The sequence below is a fragment of the Rhizobium sp. LjRoot98 genome (assembly GCF_964252935.1).
GTDB lineage: Bacteria > Pseudomonadota > Alphaproteobacteria > Rhizobiales > Rhizobiaceae > Pararhizobium.
Genome location: NZ_CAXUPW020000004.1, coordinates 502,945 through 520,801, shown reverse-complemented (window position 1 = coordinate 520,801; position 17,857 = coordinate 502,945). Strand labels below are relative to the sequence as shown.

General features: G+C 60.2%; 17 protein-coding genes. 9 read left to right on the top strand and 8 right to left on the bottom strand.

Annotated features, from left to right (window positions below):
- Positions 1–173: 173 nt before the first annotated feature.
- From ACSQ3J_RS16850 to ACSQ3J_RS16820, 7 genes are all read right to left on the bottom strand, one after another.
- A complete protein-coding gene (locus tag ACSQ3J_RS16850; RefSeq protein WP_436039590.1) occupies positions 174–530 on the bottom strand; it encodes a cytochrome C oxidase subunit IV family protein in 357 nt (118 codons plus the stop codon).
- An 11-nt stretch (positions 531–541) separates the two neighbouring features.
- Positions 542–1,261 (bottom strand): heme-copper oxidase subunit III family protein, encoded by a 720-nt coding sequence (locus ACSQ3J_RS16845; protein ID WP_436039588.1) that lies wholly within the window; start codon positions 1,259–1,261, stop codon positions 542–544.
- Between the two features lie 11 nt (positions 1,262–1,272).
- The gene (locus ACSQ3J_RS16840; protein ID WP_436039587.1) at positions 1,273–1,980 is read right to left on the bottom strand and encodes a cytochrome c oxidase subunit 3; all 708 of its coding nucleotides are present in this window, start codon (positions 1,978–1,980) and stop codon (positions 1,273–1,275) included.
- On the bottom strand, positions 1,977–3,755 hold the full coding sequence (locus ACSQ3J_RS16835) for a cytochrome c oxidase subunit I (protein WP_060506038.1): 1,779 nt from the start codon (positions 3,753–3,755) through the stop codon (positions 1,977–1,979). The genes ACSQ3J_RS16840 and ACSQ3J_RS16835 overlap by 4 nt, the downstream gene beginning before the upstream one ends.
- A gap of 40 nt (positions 3,756–3,795) precedes the next feature.
- A complete protein-coding gene (locus ACSQ3J_RS16830) occupies positions 3,796–4,611 on the bottom strand; it encodes a cytochrome c oxidase subunit II (RefSeq protein ID WP_060506037.1) in 816 nt (271 codons plus the stop codon).
- 135 nt (positions 4,612–4,746) lie between these two features.
- Complete coding sequence (locus ACSQ3J_RS16825; protein ID WP_060506036.1) at positions 4,747–5,136, bottom strand: c-type cytochrome; 390 nt, start codon at positions 5,134–5,136, stop codon at positions 4,747–4,749.
- A 154-nt stretch (positions 5,137–5,290) separates the two neighbouring features.
- The gene (locus ACSQ3J_RS16820) at positions 5,291–6,355 is read right to left on the bottom strand and encodes a LacI family DNA-binding transcriptional regulator (RefSeq protein ID WP_436039585.1); all 1,065 of its coding nucleotides are present in this window, start codon (positions 6,353–6,355) and stop codon (positions 5,291–5,293) included.
- Between the two features lie 243 nt (positions 6,356–6,598).
- Here ACSQ3J_RS16820 and ACSQ3J_RS16815 point away from each other — a divergent pair, with 243 nt between their 5' ends.
- The 7 genes from ACSQ3J_RS16815 (at position 6,599) to ACSQ3J_RS16785 (ending at position 14,282) form a co-directional block, all read left to right on the top strand.
- Entirely contained in the window at positions 6,599–7,576 is a 978-nt protein-coding gene (locus ACSQ3J_RS16815; protein WP_436039584.1) for a substrate-binding domain-containing protein, read from the top strand.
- 100 nt (positions 7,577–7,676) lie between these two features.
- Positions 7,677–9,191: a sugar ABC transporter ATP-binding protein gene (locus tag ACSQ3J_RS16810; protein WP_436039582.1), complete on the top strand. Its 1,515-nt coding sequence runs from the start codon at positions 7,677–7,679 to the stop codon at positions 9,189–9,191.
- Complete coding sequence (locus ACSQ3J_RS16805) at positions 9,184–10,185, top strand: ABC transporter permease (protein ID WP_436039581.1); 1,002 nt, start codon at positions 9,184–9,186, stop codon at positions 10,183–10,185. Before ACSQ3J_RS16810 ends, ACSQ3J_RS16805 begins: the two co-directional genes overlap by 8 nt.
- Positions 10,182–11,177: an ABC transporter permease gene (locus ACSQ3J_RS16800; protein ID WP_436039579.1), complete on the top strand. Its 996-nt coding sequence runs from the start codon at positions 10,182–10,184 to the stop codon at positions 11,175–11,177. The genes ACSQ3J_RS16805 and ACSQ3J_RS16800 overlap by 4 nt, the downstream gene beginning before the upstream one ends.
- Before the next feature lie 4 nt (positions 11,178–11,181).
- The gene (locus tag ACSQ3J_RS16795) at positions 11,182–12,030 is read left to right on the top strand and encodes a sugar phosphate isomerase/epimerase family protein (protein WP_436039578.1); all 849 of its coding nucleotides are present in this window, start codon (positions 11,182–11,184) and stop codon (positions 12,028–12,030) included.
- Between the two features lie 69 nt (positions 12,031–12,099).
- Positions 12,100–13,581, top strand: a complete 1,482-nt coding sequence (locus ACSQ3J_RS16790; RefSeq protein ID WP_436039577.1) for an FGGY-family carbohydrate kinase — start codon at positions 12,100–12,102, stop codon at positions 13,579–13,581.
- Positions 13,578–14,282 carry a class II aldolase/adducin family protein gene (locus tag ACSQ3J_RS16785; protein WP_436039576.1) on the top strand — a complete coding sequence of 235 codons (705 nt, stop codon included), beginning with the start codon at positions 13,578–13,580 and terminating at the stop codon, positions 14,280–14,282. Before ACSQ3J_RS16790 ends, ACSQ3J_RS16785 begins: the two co-directional genes overlap by 4 nt.
- 38 nt (positions 14,283–14,320) lie before the next feature.
- Here the strand turns inward: ACSQ3J_RS16785 and ACSQ3J_RS16780 are convergent, their stop codons facing one another.
- The gene (locus ACSQ3J_RS16780; RefSeq protein WP_436039575.1) at positions 14,321–14,884 is read right to left on the bottom strand and encodes a dual specificity protein phosphatase family protein; all 564 of its coding nucleotides are present in this window, start codon (positions 14,882–14,884) and stop codon (positions 14,321–14,323) included.
- A gap of 315 nt (positions 14,885–15,199) precedes the next feature.
- Here ACSQ3J_RS16780 and ACSQ3J_RS16775 point away from each other — a divergent pair, with 315 nt between their 5' ends.
- Both ACSQ3J_RS16775 and ACSQ3J_RS16770 read left to right on the top strand, forming a co-directional pair.
- Entirely contained in the window at positions 15,200–16,228 is a 1,029-nt protein-coding gene (locus ACSQ3J_RS16775; protein WP_060506027.1) for a substrate-binding domain-containing protein, read from the top strand.
- Positions 16,229–16,298: 70 nt separating this feature from the next.
- Positions 16,299–17,837 carry a sugar ABC transporter ATP-binding protein gene (locus ACSQ3J_RS16770; RefSeq protein WP_060506026.1) on the top strand — a complete coding sequence of 513 codons (1,539 nt, stop codon included), beginning with the start codon at positions 16,299–16,301 and terminating at the stop codon, positions 17,835–17,837.
- The last annotated feature ends 20 nt before the right edge of the window (positions 17,838–17,857 follow it).

The following is a 17,857-nucleotide window of genomic DNA, read 5'->3' as shown; positions in this document are numbered from 1 at the left end:
CAAATCCTGCCCCCGCAACCAAATCATAAACAAAAGCCCGCATGGTGAAAACCAGCGGGCTTTCGTGCGTTTGAACGCAAAGCAGAAGCAGGAATGACAAGCCAACTGGCGATGAAAGCAGGTATGAGACGCGCCGACATCAGCCCGGCTCATAAGTTCTTTGCGAGATAGGGTTACGATGCTGCGCCGAAGAAGGCGAGGCGGGTGAAGATCGTATAGTGCGATTCGGATACCATCAGCGCGACGAAAATCAGCACGAGCAGCGGGGGCAACAGGATGGCATAGACGAGCGCCAGCCGTTCCCAGGCCATGTGCATGAAGACGGCGACGATCAGGCCCGCCTTCAACATCATGAACAGCAGGATCAGCGACCACCGCAGATAACCCTGCATGCCGAGATAATCGACCATGTAGGAAAAGGCGCTGAGCACGAAGAGCAGGCCCCAGACGACAAGATAGAGCCGGATCGGATGATGCTGTCCGCTTTGAGCTTGAGCCTGTGCGTGCATGTGCGCCGTTCTTTCACTCATGACCGTCTTCCTCACCACAGATAGAAAAATGCAAAGATGAAGACCCAGACCAGGTCGACGAAGTGCCAGTAGAGGCCCATGATCTCGACGGCCTCGTAGCGACCCTTGCGGCTGGTGAAAAAACCGCGCCGTTCGGTGTCGAAGTCACCGCGCCAGACCTTGCGGGCGACGATGAGGAGGAAAATGACGCCGATCGTGACATGGGTGCCGTGAAAGCCGGTAATCATGAAAAAGGCCGAGCCGAATTGCGCCGCGCCAAACGGGTTTTCCCATGGGCGCACGCCTTCCGATATCAGCTTCGTCCATTCGAAAGCCTGCATGCCGACGAAGGTTGCGCCGAGCAAGGCGGTTGCGAGCATCAAGACTGCCGTCTTGCCGCGTTCGCGGCGATAGCCGAAATTGACCGCCATCGCCATGGTGCCGCTGCTTGAGATCAGCACGAAGGTCATGATCGCGATCAGGATCAGCGGAACGTCCTGCCCGCCGATATGCAGCGCGAAGACCTCGCTCGGATTGGGCCAGGCGACCGGCGTCGACATGCGGGCGGTCATATAAGCCAAGAGGAAGCAGCCAAAGACGAAGGTGTCGCTGAGAAGGAAGATCCACATCATCGCCTTGCCCCAGGAGGCGGTTTTGAAGGCGCGCTGGTCCGAACCGAAATCGGCAGCGATGCCCCGCAGACCGCCCGGCCGGAGGGGAGGATCGCTGTGTGTCTGAGCGGACTGTGTCATCTGGAAATCCTCTAGCTGAGCAACTGGCGGCAGAGATCGACGAAATCGTTCGCCCAGCCGGCAAAGAGCGCGAAGAGGACGAGCCAGACGGCAAGCATGAAATGCGAATAGGTGGCGCAAAGATCGACGCTGAGGCGTAGTTGGGTAGGCGGAACATTGGCCGCGAATGCCCGGACGGTGGTGCGGCCGGTCACGGCAAGACCACCGAGGATATGCAGGCCGTGCAGGCCGGTCAGCAGATAGAAGAAACTGTTGGCGGGGTTGTCGGCCAGCACATAGCCGGCCGCGGTCAACTCCCGCCAGGCCTCGATCTGTCCTGCGAGAAAGAGCGCGGCAAGGAGGAGGCCGGTGGCAAGTGCAGGCTTCAGGGTCTCCATGCGGCCGTGGCGAGCCTCGGTTTTTGCCCATTGCAGCGCGGCGCTGCTGGCAGCGAGCAGGCCGGTGTTCACCCAGAGCAGCCCAGGCACCGGCATTCCCCACCAGTCGGACGAGGCCATGCGCATGAAATAGGCGCTGATGAACAGGCTGAAGAGGGCGCCGACGACGCCGAGGAAGACATAAAGGCCGATTTTTATCGCCGGAGCAGCCGGATCGTTCATGCTGGTTGCCGTTTGCACCGGGCTCGCTTCGAGCCAGGGTTTTGACGTTAGCCGCTGTCCCGCCATCCACCAGGCGATGATGGCGCCGATGACGGCAAGGAAAAGCAGCGTGACGTTCATCTCATGACCTCCCGCGTTAGGCCGCCGGTTGCTGGTTGGGTCTGCGGAATGAAATCCTCGGGCGCTCCCGGCACGCTGTAGTCATAGGCCCAGCGGTAGACGACCGGCAGGTCCTTGCCCCAGTTGCCATGGGCGGGTGGCGTTTGCGGCGTCTGCCATTCGAGTGTCGTGGCGCGCCACGGATTGCCGCCGGCCTCCTTGCCGCGGAAAAGGCTCCAGATCAGGTTGAACAGGAAGACCACCTGTGCTGCTCCAACGATGAGGGCCATGATGGTGATGAAGATGTTCAGCGTGTGGGCCGAAGGCGGAACGAAGCTGGTCTCGCCGATCTCGTAGTAGCGGCGCGGCACGCCGAGCAGGCCGAGATAGTGCATCGGAAAGAAGATCGCATAGGCACCGAGAAAGGTGATCCAATAGTGGATATGGCCGAGCGCGGTGTTGAGCAGGCGCCCGGTCACTTTTGGGTACCAGTGATAGATCGCCCCGAAGATGACGAGGATCGGCGCCACGCCCATCACCATGTGGAAATGGGCAACGACGAACATCGTGTCGGACAGCGGAACATCGACGACGACATTGCCGAGAAACAGGCCGGTCAGTCCGCCATTGACGAAGGTGACGATGAAGGCCAGCGCAAAGAGCATGGGCAGCGTCAGGTGAATATCGCCGCGCCACAAAGTCAGCACCCAGTTGTAAACCTTGATCGCGGTCGGGACGGCGATGATCAGCGTCGTGGTGGCGAAGAAGAAACCGAAGGCGGGGTTCATGCCGCTGACATACATGTGGTGCGCCCAGACGACGAAGCTCAAGGCTGCGATGATGACGATCGCCCAGACCATCATCCGGTAACCGAAGATGTTCTTGCGCGCATGCGTGCTGATGAGGTCCGAGACGATCCCGAAGGCAGGCAGCGCCACGATATAGACCTCCGGATGCCCGAAGAACCAGAACAGGTGCTGGAACAGGATCGGGCTGCCGCCGCCATGCTGCAACTGCGTCCCCATTTCAACGATGGCGGGCATGAAGAAGCTGGTGCCAAGCAGGCGGTCGAACAGCATCATGACGCAGGCGACAAACAGGGCCGGGAAGGCCAGAAGCGCCATCACCGTTGCGGTAAAAATGCCCCAGACGGTCAAGGGCATGCGCATCAGCGTCATGCCGCGCGCACGGCCTTGCAGAACGGTGACGACATAGTTCAGCCCACCCATGGTAAAGCCGATGACGAAGACAATCAGTGAGGACAGCATCAGGAGGATGCCCCAGTCCTGGCCGCCGGGTGTGCCGGATAGAACGGATTGCGGCGGATAAAGCGTCCATCCGGCCCCTGTCGGCCCGCCGGGGGCGAAAAACCCAGCAACCAGGATAAGGACCGCGAGCAGATATATCCAATAGCTCAGCATGTTCGCATAGGGGAACACCATGTCGCGCGCGCCGACCATCAGGGGGATGAGGTAATTGCCGAAACCGCCGAGAAACAGCGCGGTCAGCAGATAGACCACCATGATCATGCCGTGCATGGTGATGAACTGGTAATAGTGATCGGCGTCGATGAAGGCAAAGTATCCGGGAAAGGCAAGCTGCAGCCGCATCAGCCAGGAAAGCACAAGTGCCACAAGACCGATCGAGATGGCCGTGATCGCGTATTGCACGGCGATGATCTTGGCATCCTGGCTGAAGACATACTTCGTCCACCAGCTTTTCGGATGGTAAAGCTCCATGTCTTCGACTTCGGCGGCCGGGACCGCGTCTGCGCTGCCGGCTGGAATCTCGACCATGATCTTTGCTTCCTTTCGCTCCGATGCCTTCCTGCCGTGTTCAGTTTGCTGGCTGCGGCTCTGCCGATGCCAGGAGCTGGGTGAATGTCTGTTGCTGCGCCAGCCATGCCTGATAAGCCTCCGCTTCCTCGACCACGACAGTCCCGCGCATTTGCGGATGGCCGACGCCGCAAAGTTCGGCGCAGAGAATATCGAAGGTGCCGGTTCGTGTCGGCGTGAACCAGAAATAGGTTATCATGCCGGGGATCATGTCCATCTTGGCGCGGAATTCCGGTACGTAGAAATCGTGCAGGACGTCGATGGAGCGCAACAGGATGTGGACCGGCTTGCCGACCGGCAGATGCAGCTCGCCACCCTCGATGATGACGTCGTCAAGGCCGGCCGTATCGTTCTTGTTCACGCCAAGCGGATTTTCCGGGGTGATGTCACGCGTCTCCGACCGGCCGAGCTTTCCGTCTGCGCCCGGCAGCCGAAAACTCCATAACCACTGCTGGCTGACAACCTCCACCGGTGCGGCATCGTTGGGCACGGTGATGAACTGGTTCCAGACGAAAAGGCCTGGCACAAGCATGGCGGCGACACCGACGGCTGTTCCCGATGCCAGCAGCAACTCCAGCTTCCGGTTTTCCGGCTCGTACGCCGCCCGGTTGCCCGGCTTGTGCCGGAAACGCCAGACACAATAGGCTATGAAGGAGACGACCGCGACGAAGACGACACCGGTAATCCAGAAAGTGGCGATGAGTGTGTTGTCGATATAGGTCCAGTTGGACGCGATCGGTGTCCACCACCAAGGGCTTAGCAGGTGGAACAGCACGGAGCCCACCACCAGCAAGGCGAGGATCAACACGACAGCCATTTCCGACCCTCCCTGAGCCGACCCGGCCGTGAACCGAAAGCCGCATCGACAGAATATCGGTTTAGTGTCCTGCAAGTGAGAAACGCAGCAATTAAAGCAGTTTGTGGATGGGCTACATGCCCGTCACGCAACCTGTCACTTGGAATATTGCTTCAGATAGGCGATGAGATTGCTTATATCCTGATCGTCCTTCAGGCCGGCGAAGGCCATCTTGGTGCCTTTCACCTTTACTTTCGGATTGTGCAGATAGTCCCGCAACGTCGTCTCGTCCCAGACGAGGCCACCGTCTCCGGCCGCCTTCATCCCAGCCGAATAGGCGAAATCCGGATGTGTTCCGGCTTTTCTGCCGAATAGCCCGTTCAGCGACGGGCCGACCTTGTTCTTGTCGGTATCAACGATATGACAGATCGCGCATTTCTTGAAAACGGTGGCGCCTACCGTTGCATCGCCCTCTTCGGACCGGGCATCAAACGAAGAAAGAGCGATGATGGATGCGCTGATCAGCAGAATATCACGATAATCCATGGCAAACCTCATCCTCCTCAAGGATGCCTAGCCACTTGCACCATCCGCAACAATTCCCGTGCGCATAGTGTTCGCTATCCCCGAAAGCTTAATCCTTCGCGGTAGCAAGTCAATCGGTTCCACAATTTTGCGGCGGGATCGAAAGAGGGGGGGCTCAGGCATCGATGTCGCGGATGGAATCGAGTGGGCCTTTGAGCGCGGTGCGCGGATGGACCAGCTCCGGCTGGATCAGGTGGATCTTCACGGCGGGGCGGGTTTCTTCGATCAGTTCGAAGGCCTTGGCCAGCATGCTTTCCGTGTCCTGCCGGATCATGATCACCGGGAAGGGCAGGAAGGAGCCGAAGGGATCATAGTCGTAGCAACCGACCACGATATCGGCGAAAGTCTCGTGCGGGTGCTGCGCCATGAAGCGGAGCAGGCCTTCGAAGTTGATCGACGAATTGATGAACAGTCCGCGCGGTAGCTTTCCCTCACGCTCGTAAAATGCCTCGAAGGCTTTCTGCGTCATGCCCGGCGAATAGCCGGTCGGCTGGATGCAGTCGTCGCTGTCGTGGCCAAGCAGTTCGGTCTTGATGTCGCGAAAGCCCTTTATGCGCTCGCGGCTGGCATGGTCGTTGCGGCCGCCGAACAGGAACAGTTCCTGCGGCCTCAGGGGCGCTTCGGCATCGTCGAACCGCTTGATGATCGCCTGTGTCAGGAGCCGCGCGCCCTGATAATTGTCGCTGATGACGGACGGCGCCTTTGTGCTGGGAAGATCGATATTGATATGGCGGATGCCTGCGGCTTCGCACAGGCCATGGACGCTGTCGGGATCAGTGGCACCGGCAATGAACAGTTCGTCGATCGAATAGGAGATCAGCGTTTCGACGGTCGCCAATTCTTCCTGCGGATCGCGTGACGCGCTGACAACCACCGGGCATTTGCCGTGGCTGCGCACCTGCGCCTCAAACGTCTGGGCCATGGAGGAAAAATAGCGGTTGTCGTGGACGGGCAGAAGCAAGCCGACAAGGCCGGAGCGGGAATTGCGCAGGCCGCGCGCCTGGAGATTGGCGGTATACTGGTGCTGCTCGGCAAGGCTTTGAATGAGTTCGGCCGTGCTTTCCTTGATCCGGCGCTTGCGCCAGGTGCCGTTGAGCACCGCGCTGACGGTGGACGCTGAACAGCCGGACAGGACCGATAGATCGTAGATCGTCGCCTTCTTTTTTCCCTGCGGTTTCATCGATTCCTCCCTTCATTTGCTTAGTGCCAATTTCCTCTTGACGAAAGTTTAAATCCAAAACATATTATTTGCACCATCGATTGTGCAAAAAAGAAATATCGATTGTGCACCATGGTCCGCTTGAGGAGGCGGTGAAGTGGAGGATGCGATTTCCCGCGTCAATCCGAACTAAACTGACAGGGAGCGCCAGCCGGGCGCCCCGGGCCTGTTTCCGTGCGCGGAAACGTTTGGAGGAGGAAGAGCATGAAAAAGTTTATGATTGCGGCGCTCGCTGCATCGCTGTCGCTTGGCGTTTCGTTTGCGGCGATGGCCGCCGACAAGGTTGGCGTCGTCGTCAAGATTGGCGGTATTCCGTGGTTCAACGCGATGGATGCCGGGATCAAGGAGCAGGGCGCCAAGCTCGGTCTCGATGCTTTCATGGTTGGCCCGACCAGCGCTGACCCGGCGCTGCAGGTGCGCGCCATCGAGGATCTGATCGCGCAGGGCGTCAAGGTGATCGGTGTGGTCCCCAACGATGCCAAGGTGCTTGAGCCGGTGCTTGCCAAAGCGAAGCAAGCCGGCATCTTCGTTATCACTCATGAATCGCCGAGCCAGAAGGGGGCCGACTGGAATTTCGAGCTGGCCTCGTCGACCGGTTTTGGTGAAGCGCATGCCAAACTCCTGGCTGAAAAGATGGGCGGCAAGGGTGAGTATGCCGTGTTCGTCGGCTCGCTGACTGTTCCCCTGCACAATGCCTGGGCGGATGCGGCCGTCGGTTATCTCAAGGCCAACTACCCGGACATGAAACTGGTCGGCGAACGTTATGGCGTGGCCGAGGATGTCGACAAGAGCCGTTCGACGGCGCTTGATCTGATCTCCGCTCACCCGGACCTGAAGGGCTTCCTTGCCTTCGGCAGCCAGGGGCCGATCGGCGCCGGACGTGCCGTTGAGGAACGCCGCAAGACCGGTGAAATCTTCGTGCTCGGACCATTCTCGCCCGGCCAGGGCCAGAAGCTGATCAAGTCCGGTGCGATCTCCGGTGGCTTCATGTGGAATCCGAAACAGGCCGGCGAAGTCTTCGTCACCATGGCTGACCGCCTGATCAAGGGCGAAAGCGTCAAGGATGGTGACGATATTCCGGGTCTCGGCGTCATCAAGCCTGCTGGTAACGACATCATCGTCGATCAGCTTTTGCCGATCAACAAGGATACCGTGGACGAGCTTGCAGGCATGGGCCTGTAACGCGCTTCCCGAATGGGTTCTCCCGGGCTGCTGGGCTGGCTTCGGCCGGCTCGGCGGCGCCCGGAAGTTCTAAAAAATCAGCATTTCACAGGTTGAACCGATGACTGGACGCGAGAGCGCTAAGAGTGGCCAAAAGCCGCTTCTGTCCCTGCGCAACATCAACATGACGTTCGGTGGCGTCAGGGCCTTGAAGGATGTCAGTTTCGACGTCCTGCCGGGCGAGGTGCATTGCCTAGCGGGTGAAAACGGCTCGGGCAAGAGCACGCTGATCAAGATCATCACCGGCGTCTACCGGCCGCAGGATGGCGCGGTGATCGAGTTCGACGGGCAGACCTATTCGCATATGTCGCCGGTGACGGCGCAGAATTCCGGCATTCAGGTGATCTGGCAGGATCTGGCGCTGTTTCCGGAAATGACGGTGGCCGAGAATATTGCGTTCCAGACGCTGCTCGGCCGCTGGCCGCGTTTCGTCAATTATAACGCCATGCGCGAGAAGGCGGTCAAAGCCCTGGCGCGGCTGGACGTGACGCTCGATGTCGACCGGCCGCTGAAGGACTATGCCATCGCCCAGCGCCAGATCGTGGCGATTGCCCGGGCGCTGGTCGGCGAAGCGAAGCTCGTCTTCATGGACGAGCCGACCGCATCGCTGACGCAATCGGAAACCGACCATCTTCTCGATATTGTCCGCACGCTGTCTGCCTCCGGTGTTGCCGTTGTTTTCGTCAGCCACCGGCTGGCCGAGGTGCTGGAGATTTCCAGCCGGCTGACGGTGTTGCGCGATGGTGCGCTGGTTGGCGCCTATTCGACCGAGGGCATGACCCAGTCGCGCATTACCGAACTGATGACCGGCAAGACCTTCGACCAGACGGTTCGCGCCCGCAATGTCAATGCCAATCCGGTGGTGCTGGAGGTGGAAGCTCTTTCGCGGCCCGGACAGTTCGAGGATATCTCGTTTGCCGTGCGGCGGGGCGAAACCCTTGGCATTACGGGATTGCTGGGGGCAGGGCGCACTGAACTGGCACTCTCGCTGTTCGGCATGCTGAAGCCGCGTTCCGGCACCGTCAAACTCGAAGGCAAGCCGGTTCATTTCTCTTCCAATCGTGACGCCATCGCGGCAGGGATCGCCTATCTCTCTGAAGACCGGCTGTCGCTCGGGCTGATCCAGCCACAATCGATCGCCGACAATCTGGTGATTTCCTCGCTCGACAAGATCATCTCGGGCGGACTGTTGTCCGACAGCCGCAAGCGCGATCTCGTCGCTCAATGGATCGCCGATCTCGGCGTCAAGATCGGGCTGCAAACCGATGCGATCTCGACATTGTCTGGCGGCAACCAGCAGCGCGTTGCGATTGCCAAATGGCTGGCGACCGATCCGAAGCTGCTCATCCTCGATGCCCCGACCGTCGGCGTCGATGTCGGCGCACGCGCAGGCATCTTCGATATCGTCGCGAAGCTGGCGGAGACGGGCCTCGCGATCATCCTGATTTCCGACGAAGTGCCAGAAGTCTATTTCAACGCGGACCGCGTGCTGCATATGGCGCAGGGGCGTGTCGTCGACCAGTTCCTGCCAGCGGCCTGCTCGCTCGCCGAGATCGAGGCAGCCGTCTATGCGTAAGGCCGTTCAATCCCATGCGACGGAATTTGCGCTGATCGCCGTCATCGCTGTCATCAGCCTGTTCCTGTCCTTTGCAACCGATCGGTTCTTCTCGCTCGGCAATGCGTTCGATCTGCTCAACACCAGTTCCGTCAATATCATCTTTGCCGTCGGCCTGCTGGTGGTTCTGATTGCGGGTGGCATCGATATCTCGTTCGCGGTTGCTGCTTCCGTCGTTCAGTATGTCGCTGCACTGATGCTCGGCTGGATGGGCGGTGGCGGGTGGATCAGCGGGTTGTTGATCGCCGGTGCGCTCGGCGTCTTGCTCGGTGCGGTCAATGCTTTCCTGATCCATAAATTCCGGATCATTTCGATCGTCGCGACCATCGCCACCTTCAACATCTATTTCGGCCTGCTGATGTTCTTCACCCGCGGGGTGTCGATCTACAATCTGCCGGACTGGCTGACGTCGCGGGTCATCCTGTTCGAACACGAAATGGCTGATGGCAGCTGGATCGAGATCACGCTTCCGGTGCTGGTCATGCTGATCTGCGTGGTGGCGACCTGGGTATTCATCACCCGTACCACGACCGGGCGGCAGCTCTATGCTTTCGGTGACAATCCGGAGGGCGCGCGCCGGTTCGGCATCAATATCGGCGCGATGCAGTTCATCGCCTTCGGCTGGCTTGGCCTGATGGCCGGGATCGGCGGCCTGATCCAGGCGCATTATGCACAGGAAGTGGTGCCGAATGCACTGTATGGCCGAGAACTGGACGTACTGGCCGCCGTTGTTCTCGGCGGTGCGCGGCTCGGCGGCGGCAAGGGCTCGGTGCTTGGCTGCGTGCTCGGCGTTCTTCTGATCTCGATTACCCAGAACGGGCTCAATCTGGCAGGTGTTTCGCCCTACGCTTTCAAGATGATCGTCGGAGCCATCATTCTCGTCGCCATTACCCTGTCCAATACCAGCATCGAAAAGCTCTGGCCGTTCATGCGCCAGGAGGAGGGCCGCAAATGACCGCAATCCTCAATCGCATCAAAGCGGCGCTGGGTCCGGATATGGCCGGGCCGGGATTTGCGCTCATTGCCGTGCTGGTGGTCTTCAGCCTGGCCTCGCCGCAATTCTTCAGCTGGGCGACCTTCGGCTCGGTGGCTTTCCAACTGCCGGAACTCGGGCTCCTGACCCTGGCGATGCTTTTGCCGGTGCTAACAGGCGGCCTCAACCTTGCCATCACCTTTACCGCCAATATTGCCGGGCTGACGGTTGCCTGGGTGCTGCAGCAAAATGGCGGTGCTGATGCCGGACCGTTTGCCTTCCTGCTTGGGTCTGTCCTTGGGATTGGCGTCGGAGCTTTGAGTGGCGTGGTGATGGGGCTGGTGATTGCCTATACCCGCGCCCACCCGATCCTTGTGTCCCTGTCGATGATGATCTTCCTACGCGGGCTTGGCGAGTTCCTGACGCGCGGCGGCGATGTCTCAGGTTTTCCAGCCTTCCTGCAGCCGCTCGGCCATGGCAGCATTCTCGGCTTTCCGGTGCCGCTGCTCGTCTTCATCGGCTGTGTCCTGATCTGGCATCTGCTTTTGACCCGCATGAAGCTCGGCTTCAACACCTACATGATCGGCTCGAATATCGAGGCGGCGCGGTATTCCGGCGTCAATACCCGCAAGGTGCTGGTGCTGGTCTATACGCTGTCGGGGGCGATGTGCGCGATTGCCGGCATCATCATGCTCGCCCGGTTCAACTCGGTGCGTGTCGGCCACGGCGAGTCCTACCTGCTGATCACCGTGCTTGCCTGCTTCCTCGGTGGGGTCAATCCGTTCGGCGGCTTTGGCCGTGTCATTCCGGTGGCCGTGGCGTTGGTGGTGCTGCAGCTCCTGTCTTCGGGCCTCAACATCCTCGGGGCCAACCAGCATCTGGCGACGGCCGTCTGGGGCATCCTGCTCATCACCGTGATGATCCTGCGTTTTGCCGCAGGCCACTTCAAATCTCTCAAGCGAAAAAAAGGATAAGGCCATGGAAGGTTTTGGCGTTCATACCAGCATGTGGACCATGAAATGGGACCATGCGGGAGCGGAGAAGGCGATTGCCGCCGCGGTCAAATACGAGATGGATTTCATCGAAATCGCGCTTCTCGATGCGCCTGCGGTCGATGCCGGACATAGCCGCAAGCTGCTCGAAAAACACAAGCTGCGTTCGGTTTGCTCGCTCGGGCTGCCGGAACATGCCTGGGCCTCGGTGCATCCGGAAAAGGCCGTCGAGCACCTGAAGGTCGCCATCGACAAGACGGCGGATATGGGGGCGGAAGCTCTGTCCGGGGTCATCTTCGGCGGTATCGGCGAGCGCACCGGCGTTCCGCCGACCGAAAAGGAATATGACAATATCGCCCGCGCCCTACAGGCGGCAGCCAAGCACGCCAAGACGCGCGGCATCGAACTGGGCGTCGAGGCGGTCAACCGCTACGAAAACCACCTGATCAATACCGGCTGGCAGGCGGTCGATATGATCGAGAGGGTCGGTGCCGACAATGTCTTCGTGCATCTCGATACCTATCACATGAACATCGAGGAAAAGGGCGCTGCCAACGGCATTCTCGATGCGCGCGAGCACCTGAAATATATCCATCTCTCGGAAAGCGATCGCGGTACGCCGGGCTATGGCAACGTGCCGTGGGACGAGATTTATGCAGCGCTCGCTGCCATTGGCTTCAAGGGCGGCCTTGCCATGGAAAGCTTCATCAACATGCCGCCGCAGGTGGCCTATGGGCTTGCCGTCTGGCGGCCGGTGGCCAAGGACGAGGCTGAAGTGATGGGCAATGGCCTGCCGTTCCTGCGCAACAAGGCGCGGCAATACGGTTTGATCTGACAACAGGACCGGGTTGTTCCCGCACGGGCGGGAACAACCGCCAACTGACAGACAATGCGGGATGCGGACATGGCGGACGGGCGGTGGAGCGAAGGAAGGGGGGACGGGCAGGAAGCAACTGTCGCGGTCCTCGATGTCGGCAAGACCAATGTGAAGCTTAACGCGGTCACAGCATCCGGCACCATTCTCGAAACGCTGTCGGTTTCCAATCCGGTGACTGAAGACGGGCCGTGGCGGCATCACGATCTGGATACGCTGAGCGATTGGGTGTTCGGCACGCTTGCCGGTCTTGCAAAGCGCCATCCCCTATCGACCTTCGTTTCCTCCGGCCATGGCTCCGGCGGCGTTCTCGTTGGACCGGATCCCGATGCTGGCGACGGTACCGCCTTGCCGATGATCGATTACGAACAGGCTCTGCCGGACGATATCCGCCGGCGTTATGCCGCCTTGTCCGGCTCGTTCTTCGACCGGGGCAGCGCCATGATGCACGGCGCCACCCATCATGCCCGCCAGATGTTCTGGATGCAGCAGGCCGATCCTGCAGGTTTTTCCCGGGCAAAGTGGTTTCTGGGCGTGCCGCAATACTGGGCCTGGCGATTGTCGGGTGTGGCGGTGTCAGAAGCCACAGTTCTCGGTGCGCAATCGCATCTCTGGAATGTGGCAGAGCAGCACTGGTCGCCTATCGTTGCATCGCAGGGCTGGCAAAACCTGCTGCCGCCTTTCGCCAGGGCGTGGGAGGCGATCGGGACGATCCGTTCGATTGTCGCGAAGCGATACGATCTGCCACCGGACATCCGGGTTCTCGCCGGCATTCATGACAGCAGCGCCAACTTCTATCGCTATCAGGCGGCAGGGTTCGATGATGCGACGGTGGTTTCAACCGGGACGTGGATCGTTGCGCTGAGCGGCAAGACGCCGCTTGACCGACTGGACGAACATCGCGGCATGACTTGCAACAGCGATGTCGATGGCAACCCGGTCGGCGGGGCGCTGACCATGGGTGGGCGCGAGTTCACCCATGTTGCCGGGCGTGACGATAACCGCCTGAATGCCGAAGCGGCTGCCGTCAGCCGGATGATCGGGCAGGGCACGATGGCGCTGCCGTCCTTTGGCGATGACGATGGGCTGTTTCCCGGCAGCGCGGGCAAGGGGCATATTGCCGGGCCGCCTCCGGCCGATGCGGCGGAACGCAAGGCATTGGCGGTGCTCTATACGGCGCTTCTGACGGTCGAATGCCTGGATGCGCTGAGAAGCAGTGGCCGGGTGATCCTCGACGGAAGCTTTCTGCGCGATCCTCTGTATGCGGCGCTGGTTGCGGCGTTGCGGCCGCAGGGTGACACGGTTTCCAACCTCGATACCTATGGCGTTGCCTCGGGCACGGCGCTGCTCGCCAGCCACGGAACCCGGTCCGCCCGGGCGGCGATCGCGCTCGAAAAACCACCGGTCTTCAACCATCCATCCGCCGATCTGGCGGCCTATGCCCGCCGTTGGCAGGCCACGGCCAGACAGGCCACGAATTTCAACGTGCTTTACGAAAGGTCCTCCCTATGAGCACTCAACACACCGATATTGCCGCGCTGCGCCGCGACATGGTCGACACCTGCCGCAAGATGAACGCCAGCGGCATCAATCAGGGAACGGCGGGGAACCTCTCCGTGCGCACGGCCACCGGTTTCCTCGTCACGCCATCCTCACTTGCCTACGACACGATGACGCCGGGCGATCTGGTGGAGATGGATTTCGACGGCACCTATGCCGGCCGCCGGCCGTCTTCAGAATGGCGCTTCCACCGCGACATTCTGAAGAACCGGCCGGATATCAATGTCGTGCTACACTGCCATTCGATCTACGCCACGACGCTTGCCTGCCATCACAAGACCATTCCGAGCTTTCATTACATGACCGGTGTCGCCGGTGGTACGACGGTACGCTGCGCGGAATATGCCACATTCGGCACGCAGGCTCTTTCGGATCATGCACTGGTGGCGCTGAAGGACCGGCTCGCCTGCCTGCTCGGTCAGCATGGCCAGATTTCGCTTGGCAAGACGCTGGAAGGCGCGCTCTGGCTGGCGATCGAAATCGAAACCTTGTCGCGCATGTATGTGCAGGCGTTGACGCTCGGCGAGCCGCCGGTGTTGCCGGACGATGAGATGGCGCGGGTGATCGAGCAGATGCGCAAGATGAGTTACGGCCATGCGCCGGATGCGGGAGGGGTAGACGATATCGCCCGGCCGAAGAGCCTGGTGTCCTGAGCCGCCGGGTGACGTCTGTAACTGGCCGGTGCCGCTGATCAGCCGGAAAGGCCGTAAACCTTTTCCAGCATTTCCCAATTCTCGTCCATGGCATAGGCGGGCGAGAGGAACGGGATACTGAAATGGCCGAAGCGGATCGACAATTGCCGCTCAGCTATGTCTTCATCGACGCCGGCAATGCGGTTGAGATAAAGGACAGAGGCAAGGCCGGTCCGGTCGGCGCCGGATTTGCAGTGGATGAGAATGGGCGTCGGCGCGTCGCGCAACACTGTGACGAGCTTGTGGGCTTCTTCCACGCTCAATTCTCGTGTCGCAATCATCTTGAAGTCGATATGTTTGATGCCGAGGGCCTGGGCAGCTGCGACTTCGTTTTTATACCATGCGGCGTCTTCGCTGCTTCCACGCAGGTTGACGATGGTTTTGATGCCGTAGCGCTCAGCGTAATCGGCCACTTGCAGCGCCGTTGGCTGGTTTGAACGATAAAGCGCGCCCGGGACGACCTCGGCAAAATTGCCGGTGGCCTGAATGGTGAAGAGATAGGTTCCAAGCCCCACAGCGGCGGCGCAACCTGCCAGCCCGGCCAGCTTCAAAAATCTGTACATCGTTCCACCAACGGCTGTTTCGATCAGCCACCTCTGACGTTTTGGGCTGACAGCAGCCTGAACGCCGTGTGATGATGGATGAGATGCCGGGACGGGAGTGGTCTTGCTGGGGGCGTTGACAGTAAAAGGCGGAGCTTCGTTATCCGAATATGTGAAATATATTTCAAAGTATGAATTATATTGACAGCGCTTCGCCGTTGCGATTATCTGCCCATACCGGACTTCGAGGAGGAACTCCGGTCTTCATTGGATCATCGGGCCGCCTTTCAGGCGCCGCCGGGTATTTGGGAGGGGCTTCGGCCTCAAGGAGGAATCTTGCGCAAATTTCTAAGCACGACCGCATTGGCGGTCCTTGCATCCACGCTGTTCGCCGGCGCTGCCAGCGCTGAAACGGAAAATCCGTTCCGCTGCAAGCCGGGCGAAAAGTATGTCATGAACGTCATGGTCTCGGGCGTCGAATACTGGTTCCCGGTCTATGAAATGTTCAAGCAGGCGGGCCAGCAGTTCGGTTGTGAAACCGCCTATACCGGCACGCCGGAATATGACGTCAACAAGCAGATTGCCACATTCGACCAGGCGCTGGCCCAGAACCCGGCCGGTATCCTCGTTCACCCGATGAACTCCGACCCGTTCATCGAGCCGATCAACCGCGCGATCGACCAGGGCACGGCTGTCGTGACCTTCGCCGCCGATGCGCCGCTTTCCAAGCGCATCTCGTTCATCACCTCGGACAACACCCGCGAAGGCACCTATGCCGCCGACGCGATTGCCGAAAAGATGGGCGGCAAGGGCGAATATGCGGTTCTGGAAAATCCAGGCCAGGACAACCACGACAAGCGTATCGCCGCCTTCATCGCCCGGATGGGAGAAAAATATCCGGACATGAAGCTGGTCGGCCGTGCGGCTTCCAACCAGGATCCGACCAAGGCCTATCAGGCGCTGTCGAGCCTCATCCAGGCCAATCCGAACCTTGGTGCCGTGTTCATGCCGGAAGCCAACTCGGCGATCGGCGCGTCGCAGGCCAGCAAGGAAAACGGCGGCAAGATCCTCGTCATGTGCGCCGACGTCAACGCCAACATTCTCGACATGATCAAGGCGGGCGAAGTGTTCGGCTCGATCAACCCGAACCAGGGCATGCAGGGTTACATGGGCTTCATGCTTCTGTGGCTCGCCAAGCATCCGGAACTCATCGACCCGATGAACGACGCCAAGCGCGCCGGCTTCAACCCGATGAGCATTCCCTTCGTCGATAACGGCCTGTCGATCGTGACTGCCGACAATGCCGACGACTTCTACTGGGACAAGTACCTGAAGCGGCGTGGTACGAAGGGCATCGAGGAGTAAGCCTTTTCGTGCCGGCTGCCCGGGGCATGATGCTCCGGGCAGCCACCGCAAGCGTATCAGGGAGAATGTCATGGCGCCGGTGCCGGTCTTGGAAATTCGCAATGTCAGCAAGCACTTCGGTGCCGTGAAGGCGTTGACGGATGTGAGCTTCAGCCTGGAGAAGGGCGAGGTTCATGCGCTGTGTGGCGAAAACGGCGCGGGAAAATCGACGCTGATGAACATCATCGCCGGTGTATTGCAGCCGACCGAGGGCGCAGTTCTCGTCGATGGTGTGCCGGTGAAGGTGACGTCGCCGTCGGTGGCGCAATCGCTCGGGCTTGGCCTCGTGCATCAGGAAATTGCGCTCTGCCCCGATGCGACGGTGGCGGAAAACATGTTCATGGCAGCTACCAACCGGCGTCGCTCGCCTTTCATGAATTATGGCAGGCTGGAGCGCGAGGCTCAGGCCGTGATGAACCAGCTGACACCGATCGACGTGCGCCAGAAGGTGGCCGAGTTGCCAATTTCCAGCCAGCAGCTGGTCGAGATCGCCAAGGCGCTGACGCTCGATTGCCGGGTGCTGATCTTCGACGAGCCGACGGCCGCATTGACGGAATCCGAAACCCAGGTGTTGTTCGGGATCATCCGTGATCTGAAGGCACAGGGTATTTCAATCATCTATATCAGCCATCGCATGGCCGAAATTTTCAGCCTTTGCGACCGGGTCACGGTCTTCCGCGACGGACGTTATGTTTCGACGGAGAAGGTCGCGGATCTGACGCCGGACGATATCGTCCGCCGCATGGTTGGCCGCGAGATCACGCAGCTCTATCCGGAAAAGCAGACTGCGAGCGAGCGGACGAACGAAACCATTTTGAGCCTCGGCAAGCTGGGCGATGGCAGTCGCTTTCACGATGTCAGCTTCGACTTGCGCAAGGGCGAAATTCTCGGGATCGGCGGTCTGATCGGATCGGGCCGCACCGAGATTGCGGAAGGCATCTGCGGCTTGCGGCCGGTGACAGAGGGCGACGTGACGCTGCATGGGCAGCGGCTGAACGCCCGGTCCTATGCTCAGGCCGTCAAGGCTGGTGTCGTCTATCTCTCGGAAGATCGCAAGGGCTCTGGCGTTTTTCTCGATCTGTCCATCGCCCAGAATATTGCCGTTCTCGACCTGAAGTCGCTGACGGGACCATTGGGGCTTCTGAATTCGAAGACGGAGGCGGAGCGCGCCCGTGATCTGACCAGGAGGCTCGGCGTGCGCATGGGCGGTATCGAAATGCCGGTCTCGTCGCTGTCGGGCGGCAATCAGCAGAAGGTGGCGATTGCCAAGCAGCTGGCGGTCAATCCCAAGGTCATCCTGATGGACGAGCCGACGCGCGGCATCGATGTCGGCGCCAAATCGGAAATCCACCGGCTGCTGCGCGATCTCGCCCGCTCCGGTATCGGCATCGTCGTCATTTCGTCGGAACTGCCGGAGCTCCTTGGCCTTTGCGACCGGGTTCTGGTGATCCGCGAAGGCACGGTCGCCGGTGAGGTCGAGGGCGAGGCGATGACGGAGGAGGCAATCATGCGGCTCGCATCGGGGGTCGGCGATCACAACACTTCAAAGGCATCAGAGCATGCCGCATAAAGAACAAGCAGGGGCAGGAG